Genomic DNA, 18,017 nt, shown 5'->3' with positions numbered 1-18,017 from the left:
GTCAGTCCAGCAACTCCTGATGGAGGCGATTGATGATATTGCCCGCCTCGCTCTCCTTGACCAGGAAGCAGAGGTTGTGGGCGCTGGCGCCGTAGCAGATCATCCGGATGTTGTGCTCGCGCAGGGCGTCAAAGACCTGACTACCCACCCCGTTCACTTCGCTCATCCGGTTGCCGATGAGCGCCACCAGTGCCAGACCGGTTTCCACCTCCACCTTGCAGAGTTGCCCCAGCTCGGCCAGCACCTTGTCGCTCAGGATCGGCTCGCCGTTGCTCTGGCTGCCGGTGTGATCCAGCGTCAGCGACACGCTCACCTCCGAGGTGGTGATGAGATCCACCGAGATGCGGTGACGGGCCAGAATGCCGAACACTTCCGCCAGAAAGCCGTAGGCGTGGAACATGTTGAGGCTGTGCAGGGTCACCAGCACCTGCTGGCGGCGCAGGGCGACGGCGCGAAACAGCGGGCTTGAATCTGTGCTGGCGCGGATCCAGGTACCACCGGCGGCGGGATCCTTGGCGGAGCCGACAAACACCGGAATATTCTGGCGCACCGCCGGTTGCAGGGTGGCGGGGTGCAGCACCTTGGCGCCGAAGGTAGCCATCTCGGCCGCCTCGACAAAGCTGATCTCGGGAATGGGGCGGGCGCGGGTGACGAGACGCGGATCCGTGGTGTAGATGCCGGGCACATCGGTCCAGATCTCGATACTGGCGGCATCGAGTGCTTCGGCGAGCAGAGCTGCGCTGTAGTCAGAGCCGCCGCGCCCAAGCGTGGTGGTGCGACCATCGCCATCGGCACCGATAAAGCCCTGGGTGATGACGAGGCTGTCACCCAGCTGCGGGCCCAGCGTCTGCTGACAGAGAGTGCGGGTGGTAGCCAGATCGACGGTGGCCTTGCCAAAGCGGCTGTCGGTGCGCATCAGCTGGCGCACATCCTGCCAGTGGGCCTTGACGCCGCGCTGGCGCAGCAGTTCGGTAAAGAGGCGGGTAGACATCAGCTCGCCGCAGGCGATGAGGCGATCGGCCAGCTCCGCATCGGTATGCTGGTGGGCTTGCTGGGCCATGAGGCGGATCTCGTCCAGCTGACCATGAATGAGGGCGCTCATATCAACGGGGTTGCCGAGATCGGCCAGAATGGCTTGCTGGATCCCGGCCAGTTTGGCCAGCTGCTCGTCGCGGCCCGCTTCGTCCAGCTCCCCTTGTGCCAGGGCGACCAGCAGGTTGGTGACACCGGCGCTGGCGCTTAGCACCACTACCCGGGTGGCGGGATTGGCCAGCACGATGTCGGCGCAGTGGTTCATGGCCGGGAAGTTGGCGACACTGGTTCCGCCAAACTTGGCGACATTGATCGGGCTCATTGCTTACTCCTGTCTTAATTTAAGATTCCGGTTCCATCGGGCAAAAAAGAGAGGAGGAGGCTGAAAATGGCAGGAATGAACGAAGCTATCCCGGCCAGAAGCACTCCACCTGCAGAGCCCATCCCGTACCGCCCCTGACAGGGCGCGGTGGGGGATGATCACTACCGATGACAACCCGGGGGATTCAGCCCCCGCAGCCGACGTTGAGGTCACCAGTCTCCTCACTCGTCTCGGCGCTGCTCCCCCTGACCCAAGTTCACCGGACGCTGGCGTCCTCCCTTGGGCTGCCTGGGCAGCGCTCCTCTTCTGGCTCCACCAGGGCGGTGGAGTGCATTTAGAAATACCCTGCGTTGGATTGTACTGTCAATCGAGTTTGTGAAAAAGTTCAAATTGTCGGCTAACTCAACGCAGAATCAATGGCTTAGGCAATGGTCTTTGACAAAACCTTGGAGCGGCGCTGCCAGTTGTAGAGACGCTGACGCGCCACCGGCAGATCTTCCACTTCCAGCGGATCGAAGCCCCGCTCCCGGAACCAGTGGATGGAGCGGGTGGTGAGCACGAACAGGCGACGGATGCCGAGCCGCTTGGCCCGCTCGGCCACCTTGGCCACTAGCTGATCCCCGCGGTTGGAGTTGCGATAGTCGGGGTGGATGGCGACGCAGGCCATCTCCGCCATCGCCTCTTCCATAAAGCAGTAGAGGGCAGCGCAGCCGATGATCAGGCCATCGCGATCGATGATGGTGAACTTGTCGATCTCCATCTCCAGCTGCTCGCGGGAGCGGCGCACCAGAATGCCTTCCTCCTCCAGCGGGCGGATGAGATCGAGAATGCCGCCGATATCCTCGATGGTGGCGGCGCGGGCCTGCTCGGCACTTTCCCGCACGATCTGGGTGCCGAGGCCATCGCGGCTGAACAGCTCCTGCAACATGGCGCCATCATCCTGATAGCTCACCAGATGGGAGCGGGGCACGCCGCCACGGCAGGAGGCAATGGCCGCGCGCAGGTAGCGGGCGGTGCCGGACATCTCTTCTCCCGCCTGCTCCAGTTCCACCAGCAGCTCTTCGGCCTGCTCGGGGAAGAGCTCGGAGATGGCTTCGCCGCGCCTGTCCATGACTCCCTGGGTGCTGCTAAAGCAGATGAGCTTGTCCGCCTTGAGATCGACCGCCACCCGGCGGGCCACCTCTTCCGAGCTCAGGTTAAAGCTCTCGCCGGTGACCGAACAGCCGATGGGGGAGATGAGCACCAGACTCTTCTGATCGAGCTGGCGGGTGATCCCCTCCACGTCGATGCGGCGCACCCGGCCGCTGTGGCAAAAGTCGATGCCATCATCCACCCCCAGCGGCTGGGCGGTGACAAAGTTGCCGCTCACCACGCTGATCCGCGCCCCCTGCATGGGGGTATTGGCGAGCCCCATGGAGAGCTGGGCGGTGATGTCGTATTGCAGGCCACCACACACCTGTTTGATGATGGTGAAACTCTCGTCATCGGTGACCCGGATCCGCTTGTGATACTGGGCCTCGATACCGGCGCGGGCCAGTGCCTCATCATTTTGCGGACGTGAACCAAACACCAGCACCAGGCGTATGCCCAGTGTCTGCAGCAGGGCGATATCGCTGACGATATTGGCGAAGTTGGGGTGGCAGATGGCTTCTCCCCCCATCATCAGCACAAAGGTGGCACCCCGATGCACATTGACATAGGGGGTGGATTGCCGAAAGGCATTGACCAGACTGGGTTCGCGTTCACGCACTTGATATTTCTTCCATAAAAAAACAGCGATTGGCTCAATATATGAAAATTAATTCACAAATCAAGACTAAATATTGATTTTGACTGTTTCTGGTCTACCAGAGACGGCTTGGCCGTGCGGATCGGGGAAGGGGGGCGGGAGGCTTAGATGGTATGACGGGGCGAGCGGGAAGGGGCCCGCCGGTTGATCCGGCGCGATAAACTGCTATCTTCGATGCTCCTTTTCGTCAGCTGTGTGATTTCACAGGGTTTTATACAAGGACAGAATTCATGGAACAGATTATTTCACCGGCAGATGCCCTGCCGGGACGACGCGAAGCGATGGTGATTGGTCAGCAGCATGCGGTGAACGGCAACCCGACCCGGGGCCCCTGGCCAGAAGGGATGGCGGTGGCCTGGTTTGGCATGGGCTGTTTCTGGGGCGTGGAGCGCCTCTTTTGGCTGCAGCCGGGGGTCTACTCCACCGCGGCCGGTTATCAGGGCGGCGTGACCCAGAATCCCACCTACAAAGAGGTGTGCAGCGGCCTGACCGGCCATGCCGAGACGGTGCAGGTGGTGTTTGATCCGGCGGTGATCAGCTACGGCGATCTGCTCAGACTGTTCTGGGAGCAGCACGATCCGGCGCAGGGGATGCGGCAGGGGGGCGATGTGGGCACCCAGTACCGCTCGGTGATCTTCTATGGCGACGAGAGCCAGCAGATCATTGCCCAGCAGAGCATGGCGGCCTATCAGCAGGCGATGGCGGCGAGCGGCGACAGCCGTGCTATCACTACCCGCATTCTGCCGCTGGCGCCTTTCTATTACGCCGAGGATTACCATCAGCAATATCTGGAGAAAAATCCGGATGGCTACTGCGGATTGGGGGGCATTGGAGTCTGTTTGCCGCCGAGTCTGAACCGCTGAACAGGTTTGTAGGGGTTTTCTTAAAAAAAGTGAAAATAAATGAGGTCTGGCGGGAACTTATTGCTACCTGGCAGGACTAACTAGGTAGCGTCCAGGGATCGGATGCAAAGTCCAGACACATTTCTTGCCTTGAAAACCACCCAATGAATGAACGCTTGGGTGGATTGAAAATGATAGCAAGCAGGGCTGCCCACCAAGGCGGCCCTTTTCCTGTCTGCGTGTTTTGAAAACCTTGCGTTGGGCGAGAGAACCAAGCGGCAGATCAGCCGATCGCGCTGTCGAACAGGTTCTTGATCAGGTCAATAAACTCGATGAGGAAGGCTTTTTGTTCCGGGGTCGGGGCGCGCAGCCAGACGGCGGAGAGCACCTCTTCCAGATCGGCGACCACGGCATCGGCCTCCTGCATAATGGCAAAACGCACCTTGGCATCGAGCTGGGGGTTTTGCTCGCAAATAGCCATCAGGTTGCTGGCAACACGGCCACTGACCAGATCTTCGATGGTCTCTTCACCGTTGCTCTGCTGTTGGGATTCAAACAATCCCAAACTCTCCACCAGATACTCGATCAGCGAGATATAGCCTTCACTTTCTACCACCATGGTTGCTGCCTCAATACAGTAACAATACGAAAATTAAGCGTATTTTAGTGGCTTGCCCTAGCTTGGCAAGCAGCAGTGCAGGCGATGGCGCGTAAAACTGACTCCGCCCCGCTCCACGCACTCCAGCCCGGTCAACGTAAAGCCATGTCGTAAAAATAGCTCATAACTGAAGGCGCTGGCCTCGGTGGTGATGTGCTTCAGACCGAGCGCCCGAGCCCCCGCCAGTGCCGTGGTGAGCAGCAGATTGCCCAGTCCCTGGCGCTGATGGTCGGCGCTCACATAGAGCAGACTGAGGTGGCCATCAGCACTCAGAGTGACAAAACCGAGGGGCACATTTGCCTGCTCCGCCACCCAGCCGTGGTGTTCGCGCAACTGGCTGACAAAGCCGGGATGTTGTGAACCGAGAGCCCACTGCTCCACCTGCTCGGCGCTGTAGTGCTCGGGGCCGCTGCGTCGCACCGCCTGCTCAAACAGGCTCACGAGGGCGGGGATATGTGCCTCGCTAAGGGGGACAATACGTAATTCCGGGGTCATAAGGTCTGGTCGTCAGTGGGGTGGAGGGGGCGCGGTGCCTGTGGCCGTTTGGCTTTGGGCAGACCCGCGACAACCCGTTCATAGGAGTGGTGCACCCAGCCTTGCCACAGATCGTCCGGCAGCGCATCGGTTAACGTCACCGTGTTCCAGTGCTGCTTGTTCATATGCCAGCCCGGTTTGACCTCGGGGTGGATCTCGCGCAGCAGCAACGCCAGCTCGGGCTCGCACTTGAGGTTGATGGTGAGCGGGTCGGCCTGCCAATCCACCAGCGCGAACATCTTGCCCGCGATGCGGTAGGCCAGGATCTCCGGGCCAAACGGGGTATCTTCGGTGGCGCCCGGCAGGGTCAGCAGAAAGTGGCGCAAACGGGTCAAATCCATGGAGAGTTCTCGCAGAAGGGGTGATCCGGGTCATGTCAGGCGCATATCTATCGGCGGGTCTGTTCTGTTAATATGCGCGCAGCCGAGTATACCCCCCATCACCAAGGGAGCCTATTGGATGTTGTATCACAAGACCTTTGAGCTGGGTCCCGAGCGGGATTGGGTGGTGTTTGTCCACGGTGCCGGTGGCAGCTCCTCCATCTGGTTCAAGCAGCTGCGCGCCTATCGCGAACACTTCAACGTGCTGCTGCTGGACTTGCGCGGCCACGGCCAGTCCCACCAGCTGCAACAGGTGGTCAAGGGCCACTACAGCTTTCGGGAAGTGACCGAAGATATCGTTCGGCTGCTCGATCATCTCAATATCCGCCGCGCCCACTTTGTCGGCATCTCCCTTGGCACCATCCTTATTCGTCATCTGGCCGAGCTCTGCCCGGAGCGGGTCAAAAGCATGGTACTGGGGGGCGCCATTTTGCGGCTCGATATCCGCTCGCGGGTGCTGGTGCAGCTTGGCCGACTCGGCCAGCATATCCTGCCCTATATGTGGCTCTACCGGCTGTTTGCCTTCATCATCATGCCGCGCCAGCACCATCAGGAGTCGCGCAACCTCTTTGTGCGCGAGGCCCGCAAACTCTGCCAGAAAGAGTTCAAACGCTGGTTCCGCCTCGCCACCGAGGTCAACCCGCTGATGCGTTATTTTCGCGAACGCTCCCTGCCCATTCCCACCCTCTATGTGATGGGGGAGGAGGATCATATGTTTCTGGCACCGGTGCGCGAACAGGTGGCCCGCGATGCGAGCTCCTCGCTGGCGGTGATCGAACAGTGTGGCCATGTCTGCAATGTGGAGCAGCCGGAGCAGTTTAATCGCCGTACGCTGGCGTTTATTCACTCCCTGTCCCGCCGTCACGGCTGATCTTCACCACGAGCTGTTTGATCGGTTCGTGTATCAAGTCTGTTCTCTCCTCACGCTACCGGACAGCTCTGTCCTGTGGTGCTCTTTTGCCATCCTTTTTACACCCCGTAATCGGTCATATTCCCGATAACGTAGCTCATCTTGTTTGCCCGGTTGCCGATAGCCATATGGAGATAGCAGGACATCGATTTGTTGTGCCATTTTTTCCGGCAGAGTGTGAAGCAATTAACCATTTCCTTCATATTGTATTGCTACCTTGTTGAGATATAGATTGTTTATCAATGACCTAAGGATGGGATATCAACGATGCGCCAGACTATTACCCCTACCCAACGAGAAGTCACTTTCCATCAGGATGAGTTGATTGTCTCCAAGACCGATCTGGCAGGGCGGATCACCTACTCCAATAAGATCTTCATGCGGCTGTGCGATTTTTCAGAAGAGACCTTGCTGGGTGCTCCGCACAATATCGTGCGCCATCCTGATATGCCCCGTGGTGTCTTCTGGGGCCTCTGGCATTTTCTCAAGGAGAATCGGGAATTTTTTGGCCTCGTCAAAAACATGACTGCCAATGGCGATTATTACTGGGTGTTGGCGAATGTCAGGCCCGATTTTCGTGATGGCAAGGCGATCGGTTACTTCTCGGTGCGTCGTTGTCCGTCACGTCAGTCCATTGCCGCGATAGAGCCTGTTTACCAGAAGATGCGTGAGTTAGAGCGGGGCATGGTCGGTGATGTGCCCAAGCAATCCTGGGACTGGCTGGAGCAGCATCTGGCCACTCAGGGGACTGATTACGAGCGGTTTGTGCTCAATCTGGTGCAACAGGATTAAGGAGTCATCCCATGTCTACCGTTCTCTCCAAAACCAGTAGTGCCAGCAAAAAGCACCTCTTTATCAGCCAGAAGTTTTTGCTCATCTGTACGGTATTCGGTCTCTCTGTTATTGCGCTGGCCATCTTCTCCATCAGCACGGTAGGGATGACCTAGTTTAACCTGGGCATTCCGGCGCTGGCCTTGCTGTTTATCGTGCTGGCATTGCGTGAACAGCGGCGACTGGTGGCCGTTATGGATCAGATCAATGACGTGCTGGTGAAGGCCGCTGCTGGTGAGACCCATGTACGGGTCACGCGAACCAAGGGGCTTGGCGAGCTCGGCAAGATAGCCTGGAACCTCAACGGCTTTCTCGACATCGTCGAGGCCAATATCAAGGACATGGTCTCTTGCTTCGAGCATGCGGGTCAGGGACGTTACTATCGCCACGCTTTCAAGCAGGGATTGCCGGGGGAGTTCTCCAAAACGGCAGACAATATCAACCTCTCTCTGCGTGCAATGCAGGAGGCGACCGAGCTATCCCGTCAGGGGGATCTGCTCAACAAGTTGCATCAGACCAACAACCATAACCTGCGGCACAATCTGGCGGGCAATCAGGAAGATCTGCTGACCCTCAGCAACAAGGTTGAAGAAGTGCTAGGTACTGCCCAGCAGGGGCTGGATGCTTCGCTACACAGCATGACTGTGGTCGAGGAGCTTAGTCAGGAGCTGATAGGCATCAACCGCGAGATGCAGGATACCGGACGGGTAGCCACTACCCTGGCGGGGGATAGTGCCCGGATTACCGAGACGGTCAATTTGATTAACGAGATAACCGCGCAGACCAACTTGCTGGCCCTCAATGCGGCTATCGAGGCTGCGCGCGCTGGCGAGGTTGGCCGTGGCTTTGCCGTCGTTGCCGACGAGGTGCGGGCGCTGGCTGAACGTACCCGCCAGTCAACTAACGAGATCCGTGAGGTGGTCAAGGGGCTGACAGCCAGTATTGAGGAGATCGTCTCCAGTGTGCTCTCGCTGGGGGATCGCAGCCAGCGGATCAGTGACAACGTGGATGGATTTCGGCATAGCTTCGAGGCCGTAGCCGAGGGGGCTAAATCCAATATTGGCCATCTGCACTATGCCAGAGGCTTGGCCTTTGCCTCGTTGCTCAAGCTAGATCACATCATCTTTATGCAGCGCGGCTATCGGGGGCTGGAGGCTCGTGGTGCTGATGGCTCAGCTGTGAGCCACACCGATTGCCGCCTTGGCCGTTGGTATTACGAGGGGGATGGCGCCGCCCTGTTTGGCTCCCTGGCAAGCTTCAAACAGCTCGAAATACCACATCAACAGGTCCATGGCGCAGTCAACAAGGCGCTGGTGGCTGCGCGGGGTGATTGGCTCCATGATGACCAGTTGCTTCATACCATTCTGATCGAGATGGAAAGTGCCGAGAACGCGAGCAAGCAGGTGATGGAACTGCTCAACCGTATGGTGCAAGAGCAGAGTGTTACCTGACCGCCGTTTGGCGAAAAATGACGGGTGCTCTGTTGCGATCGTGTCAACCACAGGTCGCTACCGGATAATAGGGGTGTCATGGGGCTGGTGGACCACCTAGGCAGACATACGGGTCCATACCTTAGTAGCCGGTCATCTCCAGATAGCCGACCCCCTTGGCATCTCCCTCCACCGTTACCGCCCCCTCCCAGTAGTCAAAGCGACCTGTCATGGCCTGATTGGGCTGACGGGCTTTGATGGTGAGGCTCATCCCTGCGGCGTTTAGCTGCCACTCTACGGGGTAATTCTGCCCCTTGGGGCCGCGCCAGGTGTTGCCTGGAGTGAGGCGAATCGCGTCGGGGGCGAGCACCCGGTTGCTGCCGTCCCGCTCAATCAAAATGCCGTAACGGTTTTCTGGCTCGGTGCTGCCCGCCTTGGTGCGCAGGCGAAACAGCATCAGCTCGCGGCCATCGGCCAGTTGCAGCGAAAACCAGTCCCAGCCCGATTGCCACTCGGCCAATACCGAGCTGCTCCACTCGTGATCAAACCAGCCTTGTCCGGTCACGGTGCGGGTCTCACCATCGCGGGTCAGGGTGCCGCGCAGCGTGAGGCGCGGGTAGGAGTAGTAAAAGGAGGCGTTGCCCGGGCTCTTCTCGCTGTAACCGGCCTTGCCTTGCAGCACCAGCGGCTTGGCGGCACTGACGGTGAGGTTCAGTTCGCCAATCTTGCTCTGCACCTTGAGGGTAGCGGGGAACAGCGCTGCCCCTTGCGAGGCAAGCCGCCACTCCCTGAGCCAATATTGGCCGCCGCTGGCTCCCGCCAGTCCCGGTCCCTGCCGACTGGCCCGTTCATCTTGCTGGTGGCTGCCACGGTCGAGATCCGTGATGGCAAACTGGGCCAGCCAGAGCTGGGGAGTGAGCCAGGGATTGCTGGTGCGGAGTTCTTGTTCGATCCCTTGGCGAAACAGGGTCCACTGCATGCCATATTCGCGCCCCTGCTCATCCTTGAGGTTGCCGGTGAGATACCACCACTCGGAGCGGTAATCGGGGTGGGCGGCGTGATCCTCCGGCAATTGAATGGTTTGCCCCGGCAGCACCTTTTTGAAGCTGTCGCTGCCGCCGCCGAGCAGGGCGCCCAGATCGCTGGCACCGATAGCCCCGCTATAGAGTGTCCAGAGAACCCCCAGCGCCCACCCTTTGATTTTTTTCATACCACTCTCCTTGCCGCATACCAGGAGGCCAGTGCGCCACATACCGGCGCCAATAGCAGGGCGGTGACCGCATGAAGGGGGGCGGCCTCGAAGGCGAGGCGCCAGCCAAAGGCACGGGGATTGACCACCTCGATCAGCACCCAGGCGAGGCCATATCCCACCGGCAGCGCCAACAGGGCGGTGAGCAGCCCCAACCCCGCCCCTTGCCACACCAGCAGCTGGCGGCAGTGGCTCGGGCTCAAGCCCAGACTCTGCAAGGTCTGCAGCTCGCCACGGCGTGCCAGCCCCAGCACCATAAAGGCCGAACCGATCCCGACAAAGGCGATGCCGAGGATCAGCAGTTTCAAGAGCTCGGTCACCACAAAGGTCTGGTCAAACACCTTGAGCGCCGCGCTGTGGATGGCGGGGGCGGAGAGCAGATTGAGCTGCTCGCCAAAGCGCCCGCGCAGGCGGTCGGCCAGCTGTTCGGGGTCGTCACTGAAGAGGGCTAGGGACTGCACCGCCCCCGCCTCGAAGGCGTGCAGGAGTTGCCCCTTGTCACTGCCGTAGTCCTGATAGACGCCGGTGACGGTGAACTGCCTTGGCCCCTGCTCGCCGCTGATAGCCAACTGTTGGCCGACCTTGACCCCGAGGCGCACCGTCAGCGGTTCGCTCGCCAGCACCTCATCGGGATGGGTCGGCCAGCGTCCGGCCAGCAGCGGATAGGCCGCTTTAAGCTGGGGAATAAAGTCCATCTGTGCCCACTCGATGGGCTGCCCCTGCCAGCGGGCAGGGTGCACCGAGCGGCGCGAGGCGGCGCTCACCAGCGGATTGGCGAGCAGGGTCTCGAGGGTGGCCTCGCTCAAGGTGCCCTTGTTGCCCGCCACCCCCTTGGGGGCGGTGACATAGAGATCGGCAGCCAGACGCTGGCCGAGCCAGATCTCCACGCTGGAGCGAAAGCTCGACACCATGACCCCTATGCCGATGGCCGCCGCGATGGCCAGTTGCAACGCCATCACCGCGATGGCGGTGCGATCGAGATGATAGAGAGTCTCGGCCACCCCGAGTCGGGCTGTGAGGGGGCCGCCCGCGCGCCGTCGCAACCAGCCAAGCAGGCCGCGCAGGGCATCGGGCAGCCAGAGCGCCATGGCCAGCAGCCAGCCTCCGGCGATAAAGAGGGCGCCACTCAGACCGGTTTGCGGCAGCCACAGGCACAGAGCGCACAGCAGCAAGATGGCGATGGCCAGCACACGCCGTCGCCACGGGTGAGCGGGAGGACGGTTGCTGCCAGCACGCAGTTCGAGGGGGGATTGGCGCAGCAGTTGCCACCAGCCGGGCAGGTTGGCGGCCAGCGTACCGAGCAGCCCGATCAACAGCGCCTTGAGCAGGCTCACAGGGGAGAGGCGCAACAGGTCGATGGGGTTGGGGCCATAGAGATCGGCCAGCGCCTGGGTCAGCTGTCCCATTAGTGCCAGCGCCAACAGGCTGCCGAGCAGCACACCGAGCAGGGTGCCGATGGTGGCGAGAATAACGAGCTCCAGGATGAGCCAGCCGAGCACCCGACTCGGCCCCATCCCCAGAATGATCAACTGGGCCAGCTGGGGGCGGCGCACGCTCTGGACAAATCGCTGGGCGTTGAACACCAGAAACAATCCCACCGCCATGGCGAGCAATGAGAGCGCCGTCAGATTGAGGGCCAGTGCATCGCCAAGCTGGCTGGCATCCAGCGCTGGGCTGATGGGCTCAAGCCACAAGGGTTGGTTCGGGTAATCGGTTTGCAGGGTGGCCTGCAGGGTACGAGCCTCGGCTTCGCTTAGCTTGAAGACGATGCGATCGAGCCGACCCGCTTTATCCAGCAACGGCTGGGCGAGGCCGATGTCGGTTATCAGTAGTCGCTCCATGGGCACGGCGCCCGGTTCAAACGTGCCCGCCAGCGTCAGGGTCAGGGGGCGGGCGCTTGCGCCATCGCTGCCGCCCAATACAAAGCGGCGGCTCTGGCCCGCTTGCCAGCCAAGGCGCTCCGCTTCGGGGGCCGCCAGCCAGATGCTGTCGGCCCGGTTTAGGGGGAAGGCGGGCTCGCTCGCGGGGCGGGCGCCAAACAGCTGGCGCAGGGGGCCGGGGTTGAAGAGATCCATCCCCAGCAGTTGAAAGCTGCGCCCCTGCTCATCCTTGAGCCAGCCATGGAGCTGGGGCATGGCATCGAGGGCGTGCTGGCTGGTCACCAGCTGCACGTAAAGCTGCTCATCCAGCCCGCCAGCGGGGGCCAGCCGGTAGTTGGCTTCCCCTGCCAGCTGGCTGCGGGCGGCGACAAAGTTGGTGCGGGCGCTGTGATTGAGCAGCTCGATGGCCACCACCAGCGACACCCCCAATACCAGCCCGGCCAGACTCATCAACAGCAGCCAGGGGTGGCTGCGATAGAGGCGCAGCAGCGCTTTGAGTGGCAGCATCAGCGTGCCTCCAGCAGACGCAGTCGCTGTCTAGTCATGACGGGGCCCCTTGAGTTCGATCAGTTGGCCCCCTTCGAGGCGCAGCACCCTGTCGGCCAGCGCGGCGTAGGCCGGGTTGTGGCTCACCAGCAGCAAGCCTGCGCCGGTGCCCCGCACCGCCGCGATCATTAACGCCATCACCTGTTCGGCATTGTGCTCATCGAGGCTGCCGGTGGGTTCGTCGGCAAGCAGCCACTGGGGCTGATGGATGAGGGCGCGGGCCAGCGCCACCCGCTGTCGCTGACCGCCGGAGAGCTGCTCCGGCCAGGCATGGCGCTTGTGGCTCATATCGAGCCGTTGCAGCAACTGGTCAATCCTGGCCTCATCCGGTGGCAGGCCGTTGATGGCCAGCGGCAGGGCAAGATTCTCGGCCACATTCAGGGTCGGCAGCAGGTTGAAATCCTGATAGACGATACCGAAATGGCGGCCACGCAGGCGCGCCCGCTCGTCGGGTGAACGGGTGTCGATCCGGGTCTCCCCCAGCCAGATCTCCCCCTCGTCCGGGGCAATCAGCCCGGCGATCAGATTGAGCAGGGTGGACTTGCCGCAGCCGCTTTGGCCCAGCAGCAGGGTGATCTCGCCAGCGGGGAGGGCGAGATCGAGATGGTGGAACAGCGGCAGTCGTTCACTGCCGTTATCGAAGCTCTTGCAGAGGTTGCGCAGGGTCAGCATGGGGTAACCGTTTGATGGTCAATGGCTTTCATCATGCTTGGTACGCTAGCACGGCCGACAATGATCAACACCCCTTACGGTTGATCAGGAGTGCCAGTTAGTGATCAAGGCGGCAAAAGAGCAGTGGATCCTCGCTGGATCCCGCTTGCCCGAGGTGGTTAGAATAGGGGCTTCCATGGGTCACAGGATGAGCAAGGATGTTACACAAGCAAGTCAGTTTTATCATCGATAGCAAGGGCAACAAGCAGGCTGCCGTCGTCCCCATCGAGATCTACAACGAGCTGATGACCCTGCAAAAGGCGCTCTCTGACAACCGGCCGGGGGAGCGCGAGCTCTACCACTTCAACGGCAAAGGGGCCGAGGCCCACGGTTATCCGGTGGGCAAGCGGCAAAATCCGGGCTTTATGGTGCTGGCCGGTTCCACCGCCAATGGTGAGGATGCCGCCTCTTTGCGCGAAGCGGTGATCGAACTGCGGCTGGAGTTGCTGCAAAAGGGGATCATTGTGCCCCGCAGTCAGGGCGGCTTTGTCTTTACCGCCGATCAGCTGTTCAACAGCCCGAGCCTGGCCGCCAGTCTGGTAGCGGGCAATAACCGCAGCGGTCTGGATGCCTGGCAAAACAGCGCTGGCTATACCCTCAAGCAGTCGGGTTTCGGCAAGAAATAACCCGGCGTCTCGACAGTACACTAATTAATCGTTAATTGACCTGGATGAATTTTTCTTTTCATCCAGGTGCTAGCATCGTGGCCAGATGGTTCTAAAAGGAAGAGACCATGTCTGCGCTCACCCCTGTTATTTTGCTGCTTTCCCTGTTTATCCCTCCCGCCCATGCCAGTAGTGGCCCTGTTGTGTTGACATCCTCCGCCATCGGACTTTTTTGTGTCGGATTGTTTGTGTTGGCCTATGCCCTGGTGATGGCTGAAGAGTATCTGCAACTGCGCAAGTCCAAACCCGTGCTGGTGGCCGCCGGGGTGATCTGGATCCTGATCGGTATCGCCTATGCACAGCAGGGGATGAGCCCTGTCGCCGAGCAGGCATTTCGCCATACCCTGCTGGAATATGCCGAGCTGATGTTGTTCCTGCTGGTGGCGATGACCTACATCAATGCCATGGAGGATCGGCGGCTGTTTGATGCCCTGCGTGCCTGGCTGGTACGCTCGGGGTTTCACTTGCGCACCATGTTCTGGTTGACCGGGGGGCTTGCCTTCTGTATTTCGCCAGTGGCAGACAACCTGACCACTGCGCTGCTGATGTGTGCCGTGGTGTTGAAGGTAGCCAACGGTGATCGGCGTTTTGTCAATCTTGCCTGCATCAACATAGTGATCGCCGCCAACGCAGGCGGGGCCTTCAGTCCCTTTGGCGATATCACCACCCTGATGGTGTGGCAGGCGGGCAAGGTGCAATTTGGCCAGTTCTTCGCCCTGCTTATTCCCTCTCTGCTCAATTTTCTGGTGCCGGCCATCCTGATGAGCCTGATGGTGCCGCGCCATGTGCCGGATGCTGATAATGAGGTGGTCGATCTCAAGCGCGGTGCCCGCCGCATCGTCGTGCTGTTCTTGTTGACCATCACCACGGCGGTGCTGTGCCACAGTTTCCTCCATCTGCCGCCCGTACTGGGCATGATGCTGGGGCTCGGTTATCTGCAGTTTTTCGGCTTCTATTTGCGCAAGTCGCTGCCACGATCTCTTGCTCGCAAGCGGGCGCTCTATGAACGCAATGGCGATGATGTGCGGTTGCGCAGTCTGGGGGCTGTCGTGCCATTTGACGTGTTCAACAAGGTGGCCAAGGCGGAGTGGGATACCCTGCTCTTCTTCTACGGGGTGGTGATGTGTGTCGGTGGTCTGGGTTTTATGGGGTATCTGGAGCTGGTGTCACACTGGTTGTATGCCGGAGGGGATCCCACCATGGCCAACATCTTCATCGGGGTCTTGTCCTCCGTCATCGACAACATTCCCGTGATGTTTGCCGTGCTGTCGATGAACCCCGATATGGCGCTGGGGCAGTGGCTGCTGGTGACCCTGACCGCCGGGGTGGGGGGCAGCCTGCTCTCCATCGGCTCTGCGGCCGGGGTGGCCCTGATGGGGCAGGCCCACGGCATGTATACCTTTTTTGGCCACCTGAAGTGGCTGCCTGCCATCGTGCTCGGTTATCTGGTGAGCATAGGGGCGCATCTATTGCTCAATCGCGCCATGTTCTGAATCGGTATTACGCCATAACCAGCGAGGCCCCGTAGATGCGGGGCCTCGTTGATCCAGATGCAAGGATCGTGGTCGGTGCAGGAGAAGGGGGGCTACTCTCCTCGCTTGCCCGTCAGCAGCCAGTAACTCAGGGTGGAACCCACGCCGCAGCAGGCAATGGCGATGGCCATGGGCAGCGGCGATTGGGGCGGATTGAGGTTGACCAGAATCCCCACCACGGCGCCGATGCCAAAGCGCAGGGTGCCCGCCAGTGCCGAGGCGGTGCCCGCAGATTGCGGGAAGTGGCCCATCAGGCCGGTCATGGCGTTGGCGCCCACCAGACTGATATGGCCGACAAACAGTACCACCGGAATGACGATGCCCCACAGGCCGCCGGTCTGGCTCCAGGCGTTGTAGACCAGCAGGGCGCCCGCGCAGGGCAGCACCAGCAGACCGTATTGCAGCATCCGCTCGGCGCCTACCCCTTTCACCAGTCGGCTGTTGACGAAGGTGACCACCATCATCAGCAGGATATTGAGGCCAAACAGCCAGCCGTAGTGCTCGGTCGGCACCTTGAAGTACTCGATATAGACGTAAGGGGAGCCGCTTAAGAAAGCGAACATGCCGGAGCTGGAGAGGGAGCCGCACAGCACATAACCCATGGCGCCGCGATGGGAGAGCACCCCCCAGTAGTTCTTGAGGATCTGGCCCAGATTAAGGGGTTGGCGATGTTCCGGTTTCAGGGTCTCCTGAATTTTCCACTGCATCACCAGACAGATCAGCAGGCTGATCCCCACCAGCAGCCAGAAGATCACCCGCCAGTCGGCGTGGGCACTGATATAGCCACCCACCACTGGGGCCACCAGCGGTGCCAGGGTCATCACCAGAATGACGAACGACATGGCGCGGGAAAAGGCATCCTTCTCGAACAGATCGCGCAGCAGGGCATTGACCACTACCGACCCCGCGGCGCCGCCCGCCGCCTGCAACATCCGGTAGGCCAGCAATTCGGGCAGGGAGTCCGCCATGGCGCAGCCCACCGAGGCGATGGCAAACATGATGAGCCCCGCCAGGATCACCGGCTTGCGGCCATAGCTGTCGGCCAGCGGGCCGTAGAAGAGCTGACCGATGGCAAAGCCGCCCAAAAAGGCGCTGATGGTGAGCTGGGCGCCGTCGATGCTGGTGGCCAGATCCCGGGCAATGGCCGGAATAGCGGGCAGATACATATCCACCGCCAGCGGGGTCAGACCCGCCAGAGCGCCGAGCAGGATAAACAGGAAACGGGGGGAGAGGGCGGCAGCCTGAGCTGTTGGCGATTGGGGCATAGGGTGTCCAGTTGATGCGAAACGTCGGGTTGAAAAGCGCGAAAAAAGCAGTCTATCAGTTTTGTCGCGGCTATGGATCCGGTATGGCGAGCCAGAGGCCGGGCTCGGCGGCAAAGCGCGGGGCAAACCAGTGCTGGCGCACCGCAGTGGGCATTTCGTTCGCGGTGATGGGGCGGCGACTGAGGCGGCAGGCTCCCTGAGAGAGCGCCAGCGCCGCATCTCCCTTGTACCAGCCATCGGTCACCGGTAGGGCCATGGTCTCTCGCAGCAATCTTACGCCCCATTGGGTCACCAGCGCCGGGCAGCTTTTCTCTGCCAGCCTTGCTGCCTGCACCATGGCGGGCGGACGGGGCAGGGTGAAGGTCGCGCCGAGCAGCAGCAATCCGGCCACTGCAGCCAGCTTCTCGCCACGACGTGGCAGCCAGCCTGCCAGCAAAACTATGCCGAGCAAGGTGATGGGCGCCAGATGGCGGGGATTGTCGGGATTCTGGCCAAACAGGGTCCAGAGCAGCAGGGCGAGCCAGTAGATCGTCCAGAGCGGGGAGAGGGCGGTAGTGTGGCCTTTTGAGCGCTGCCAGAGTGGCAGCACCAGCAGCGCCACCATCAACAGGGGCCAGAGCAGGGTGAGCTGATCGTTGAAAGTGTTAGCCCAGCTCAGCAGCCGATCGCCGTGGGCCGCCGCCGTGTTGCCCCACAGGGTAAAGTGGCCGTCGGTAAAGCGTCGCCCCTCACTGAAATAGGCCCAGCCATCGGCCTGCCAGACAAAGAGCAGGCTGGTGAGCCCCACCAGCGCGATGGGGAGCACAAACCTGACGCGCGTTCCCTGTTGCGCCAGCCCGAGCCACAGGGGCAGCAGCGCCAGCACGAAGTAGGAGGGGCGCAGGGCCAGCAACAGACCCAGCAGCAGACCGGCCAGCGCTGGTTTGCGATGTCGCAAGGCCAAGAGCGCGCCCAGCCAGGCGGCCAGCGCGGGCCCATCCGAGAGGCCGGAGAGCGCCAGCGTCGGGGTGAGCGGCAGGGCCAGCACCAGCAACCAGACTGGTGCCAGCAGGCTGGGCCGTTGCCACAATCTCACCGCCAGCAAGGCGGCGAGCGGCGCCAGCAAACTGCTACCGAGCAGACTTACCCACTGCACCGCGCGGGCCGGATCGTCGACCACCAGATTGATCAGCCGCGCCAGCCAGATAAAGGCGGGATAGCCCGGAAAGTGGGGGGAGAACTCCAGCACGCTAAAGCGCGTCACCCCATGGGCGAAATTGAGGGCATCGTCGGAATCGAGCGCCACCGGAAAGGTCAGCAGCCAGCAAAGCCAGGTCAGTTGCAGCAGGATCAGTAACAGGAGCAGTAAGTAGGGTCGATTAGCGAAGCATAATCGGCCGTGGTGACGCCCCCCTTCTCCCCTTGCGGGGGAAGGGTTGGGGATGAGGGGGGCTGTCATCAT

General features: G+C 61.1%; 17 protein-coding genes and 1 riboswitch. Of the genes, 7 read left to right on the top strand and 10 right to left on the bottom strand.

From position 1 onward, the window contains the following. Position 1: 1 nt before the first annotated feature. Both lysC and argA read right to left on the bottom strand, forming a co-directional pair. Positions 2 to 1,354 carry a lysine-sensitive aspartokinase 3 gene (gene lysC, locus PG888_RS13955; protein ID WP_182937668.1) on the bottom strand — a complete coding sequence of 451 codons (1,353 nt, stop codon included), beginning with the start codon at positions 1,352 to 1,354 and terminating at the stop codon, positions 2 to 4. Positions 1,355 to 1,444: 90 nt separating this feature from the next. Continuing rightward, positions 1,445 to 1,668, bottom strand: a riboswitch (Lysine riboswitch). A 107-nt stretch (positions 1,669 to 1,775) separates the two neighbouring features. Then, positions 1,776 to 3,104: an amino-acid N-acetyltransferase gene (gene argA / locus PG888_RS13950; protein WP_042657634.1), complete on the bottom strand. Its 1,329-nt coding sequence runs from the start codon at positions 3,102 to 3,104 to the stop codon at positions 1,776 to 1,778. A gap of 269 nt (positions 3,105 to 3,373) precedes the next feature. Here argA and msrA point away from each other — a divergent pair, with 269 nt between their 5' ends. Further along, positions 3,374 to 4,006, top strand: coding sequence for a peptide-methionine (S)-S-oxide reductase MsrA (gene msrA, locus PG888_RS13945; protein ID WP_182937667.1), 633 nt, complete (start codon positions 3,374 to 3,376; stop codon positions 4,004 to 4,006). 262 nt (positions 4,007 to 4,268) lie between these two features. Here msrA and PG888_RS13940 read toward each other — a convergent pair whose 3' ends face one another. Genes PG888_RS13940 through PG888_RS13930 form a run of 3 tightly spaced genes read right to left on the bottom strand, consistent with a single transcriptional unit; the run spans position 4,269 to position 5,518 of the window. Next, positions 4,269 to 4,604 (bottom strand): DUF3802 family protein, encoded by a 336-nt coding sequence (locus PG888_RS13940; protein ID WP_042063403.1) that lies wholly within the window; start codon positions 4,602 to 4,604, stop codon positions 4,269 to 4,271. A gap of 57 nt (positions 4,605 to 4,661) precedes the next feature. After that, positions 4,662 to 5,138 carry a GNAT family N-acetyltransferase gene (locus tag PG888_RS13935; protein WP_182937666.1) on the bottom strand — a complete coding sequence of 159 codons (477 nt, stop codon included), beginning with the start codon at positions 5,136 to 5,138 and terminating at the stop codon, positions 4,662 to 4,664. Continuing rightward, the gene (locus PG888_RS13930; RefSeq protein ID WP_270693605.1) at positions 5,135 to 5,518 is read right to left on the bottom strand and encodes an MmcQ/YjbR family DNA-binding protein; all 384 of its coding nucleotides are present in this window, start codon (positions 5,516 to 5,518) and stop codon (positions 5,135 to 5,137) included. Before PG888_RS13930 ends, PG888_RS13935 begins: the two co-directional genes overlap by 4 nt. Before the next feature lie 118 nt (positions 5,519 to 5,636). Between PG888_RS13930 and PG888_RS13925 the strand changes: the two genes are divergently transcribed. From PG888_RS13925 to PG888_RS23235, 4 genes are all read left to right on the top strand, one after another. Next, positions 5,637 to 6,428: an alpha/beta fold hydrolase gene (locus tag PG888_RS13925; protein WP_075113036.1), complete on the top strand. Its 792-nt coding sequence runs from the start codon at positions 5,637 to 5,639 to the stop codon at positions 6,426 to 6,428. Between the two features lie 306 nt (positions 6,429 to 6,734). Continuing rightward, complete coding sequence (locus PG888_RS13920; RefSeq protein WP_270693603.1) at positions 6,735 to 7,259, top strand: PAS domain-containing protein; 525 nt, start codon at positions 6,735 to 6,737, stop codon at positions 7,257 to 7,259. 11 nt (positions 7,260 to 7,270) lie between these two features. After that, entirely contained in the window at positions 7,271 to 7,414 is a 144-nt protein-coding gene (locus tag PG888_RS13915; protein WP_270693601.1) for a hypothetical protein, read from the top strand. 27 nt (positions 7,415 to 7,441) lie between these two features. Next, the gene (locus PG888_RS23235; RefSeq protein ID WP_442866076.1) at positions 7,442 to 8,749 is read left to right on the top strand and encodes a methyl-accepting chemotaxis protein; all 1,308 of its coding nucleotides are present in this window, start codon (positions 7,442 to 7,444) and stop codon (positions 8,747 to 8,749) included. A gap of 121 nt (positions 8,750 to 8,870) precedes the next feature. Here PG888_RS23235 and PG888_RS13905 read toward each other — a convergent pair whose 3' ends face one another. Genes PG888_RS13905 through PG888_RS13895 form a run of 3 tightly spaced genes read right to left on the bottom strand, consistent with a single transcriptional unit; the run spans position 8,871 to position 13,075 of the window. After that, complete coding sequence (locus PG888_RS13905) at positions 8,871 to 9,938, bottom strand: lipocalin-like domain-containing protein (protein ID WP_270693600.1); 1,068 nt, start codon at positions 9,936 to 9,938, stop codon at positions 8,871 to 8,873. Next, positions 9,935 to 12,364 (bottom strand): ABC transporter permease, encoded by a 2,430-nt coding sequence (locus tag PG888_RS13900; RefSeq protein ID WP_270693599.1) that lies wholly within the window; start codon positions 12,362 to 12,364, stop codon positions 9,935 to 9,937. The genes PG888_RS13905 and PG888_RS13900 overlap by 4 nt, the downstream gene beginning before the upstream one ends. A 30-nt stretch (positions 12,365 to 12,394) precedes the next feature. Then, positions 12,395 to 13,075 carry an ABC transporter ATP-binding protein gene (locus tag PG888_RS13895; protein WP_139406025.1) on the bottom strand — a complete coding sequence of 227 codons (681 nt, stop codon included), beginning with the start codon at positions 13,073 to 13,075 and terminating at the stop codon, positions 12,395 to 12,397. A 197-nt stretch (positions 13,076 to 13,272) separates the two neighbouring features. Between PG888_RS13895 and PG888_RS13890 the strand changes: the two genes are divergently transcribed. Further along, complete coding sequence (locus PG888_RS13890) at positions 13,273 to 13,740, top strand: DUF4357 domain-containing protein (protein WP_042059795.1); 468 nt, start codon at positions 13,273 to 13,275, stop codon at positions 13,738 to 13,740. Positions 13,741 to 13,847: 107 nt separating this feature from the next. After that, the gene (gene nhaD / locus PG888_RS13885) at positions 13,848 to 15,272 is read left to right on the top strand and encodes a sodium:proton antiporter NhaD (protein WP_139709265.1); all 1,425 of its coding nucleotides are present in this window, start codon (positions 13,848 to 13,850) and stop codon (positions 15,270 to 15,272) included. A gap of 92 nt (positions 15,273 to 15,364) precedes the next feature. Here the strand turns inward: nhaD and PG888_RS13880 are convergent, their stop codons facing one another. Together PG888_RS13880 and PG888_RS13875 are read right to left on the bottom strand one after the other, a co-directional pair. Next, positions 15,365 to 16,576: a Bcr/CflA family multidrug efflux MFS transporter gene (locus tag PG888_RS13880; RefSeq protein WP_139709266.1), complete on the bottom strand. Its 1,212-nt coding sequence runs from the start codon at positions 16,574 to 16,576 to the stop codon at positions 15,365 to 15,367. Positions 16,577 to 16,646: 70 nt separating this feature from the next. Next, positions 16,647 to 18,017 carry a hypothetical protein gene (locus PG888_RS13875; protein ID WP_257496283.1) on the bottom strand — a complete coding sequence of 457 codons (1,371 nt, stop codon included), beginning with the start codon at positions 18,015 to 18,017 and terminating at the stop codon, positions 16,647 to 16,649.

This window comes from Aeromonas sp. QDB23 (genome assembly GCF_027707745.1).
GTDB classification, from domain to species: domain Bacteria; phylum Pseudomonadota; class Gammaproteobacteria; order Enterobacterales; family Aeromonadaceae; genus Aeromonas; species Aeromonas allosaccharophila.
Note: the sequence above shows the minus strand (reverse complement) of the source record. Positions and strands in the feature narration are given on the sequence as shown.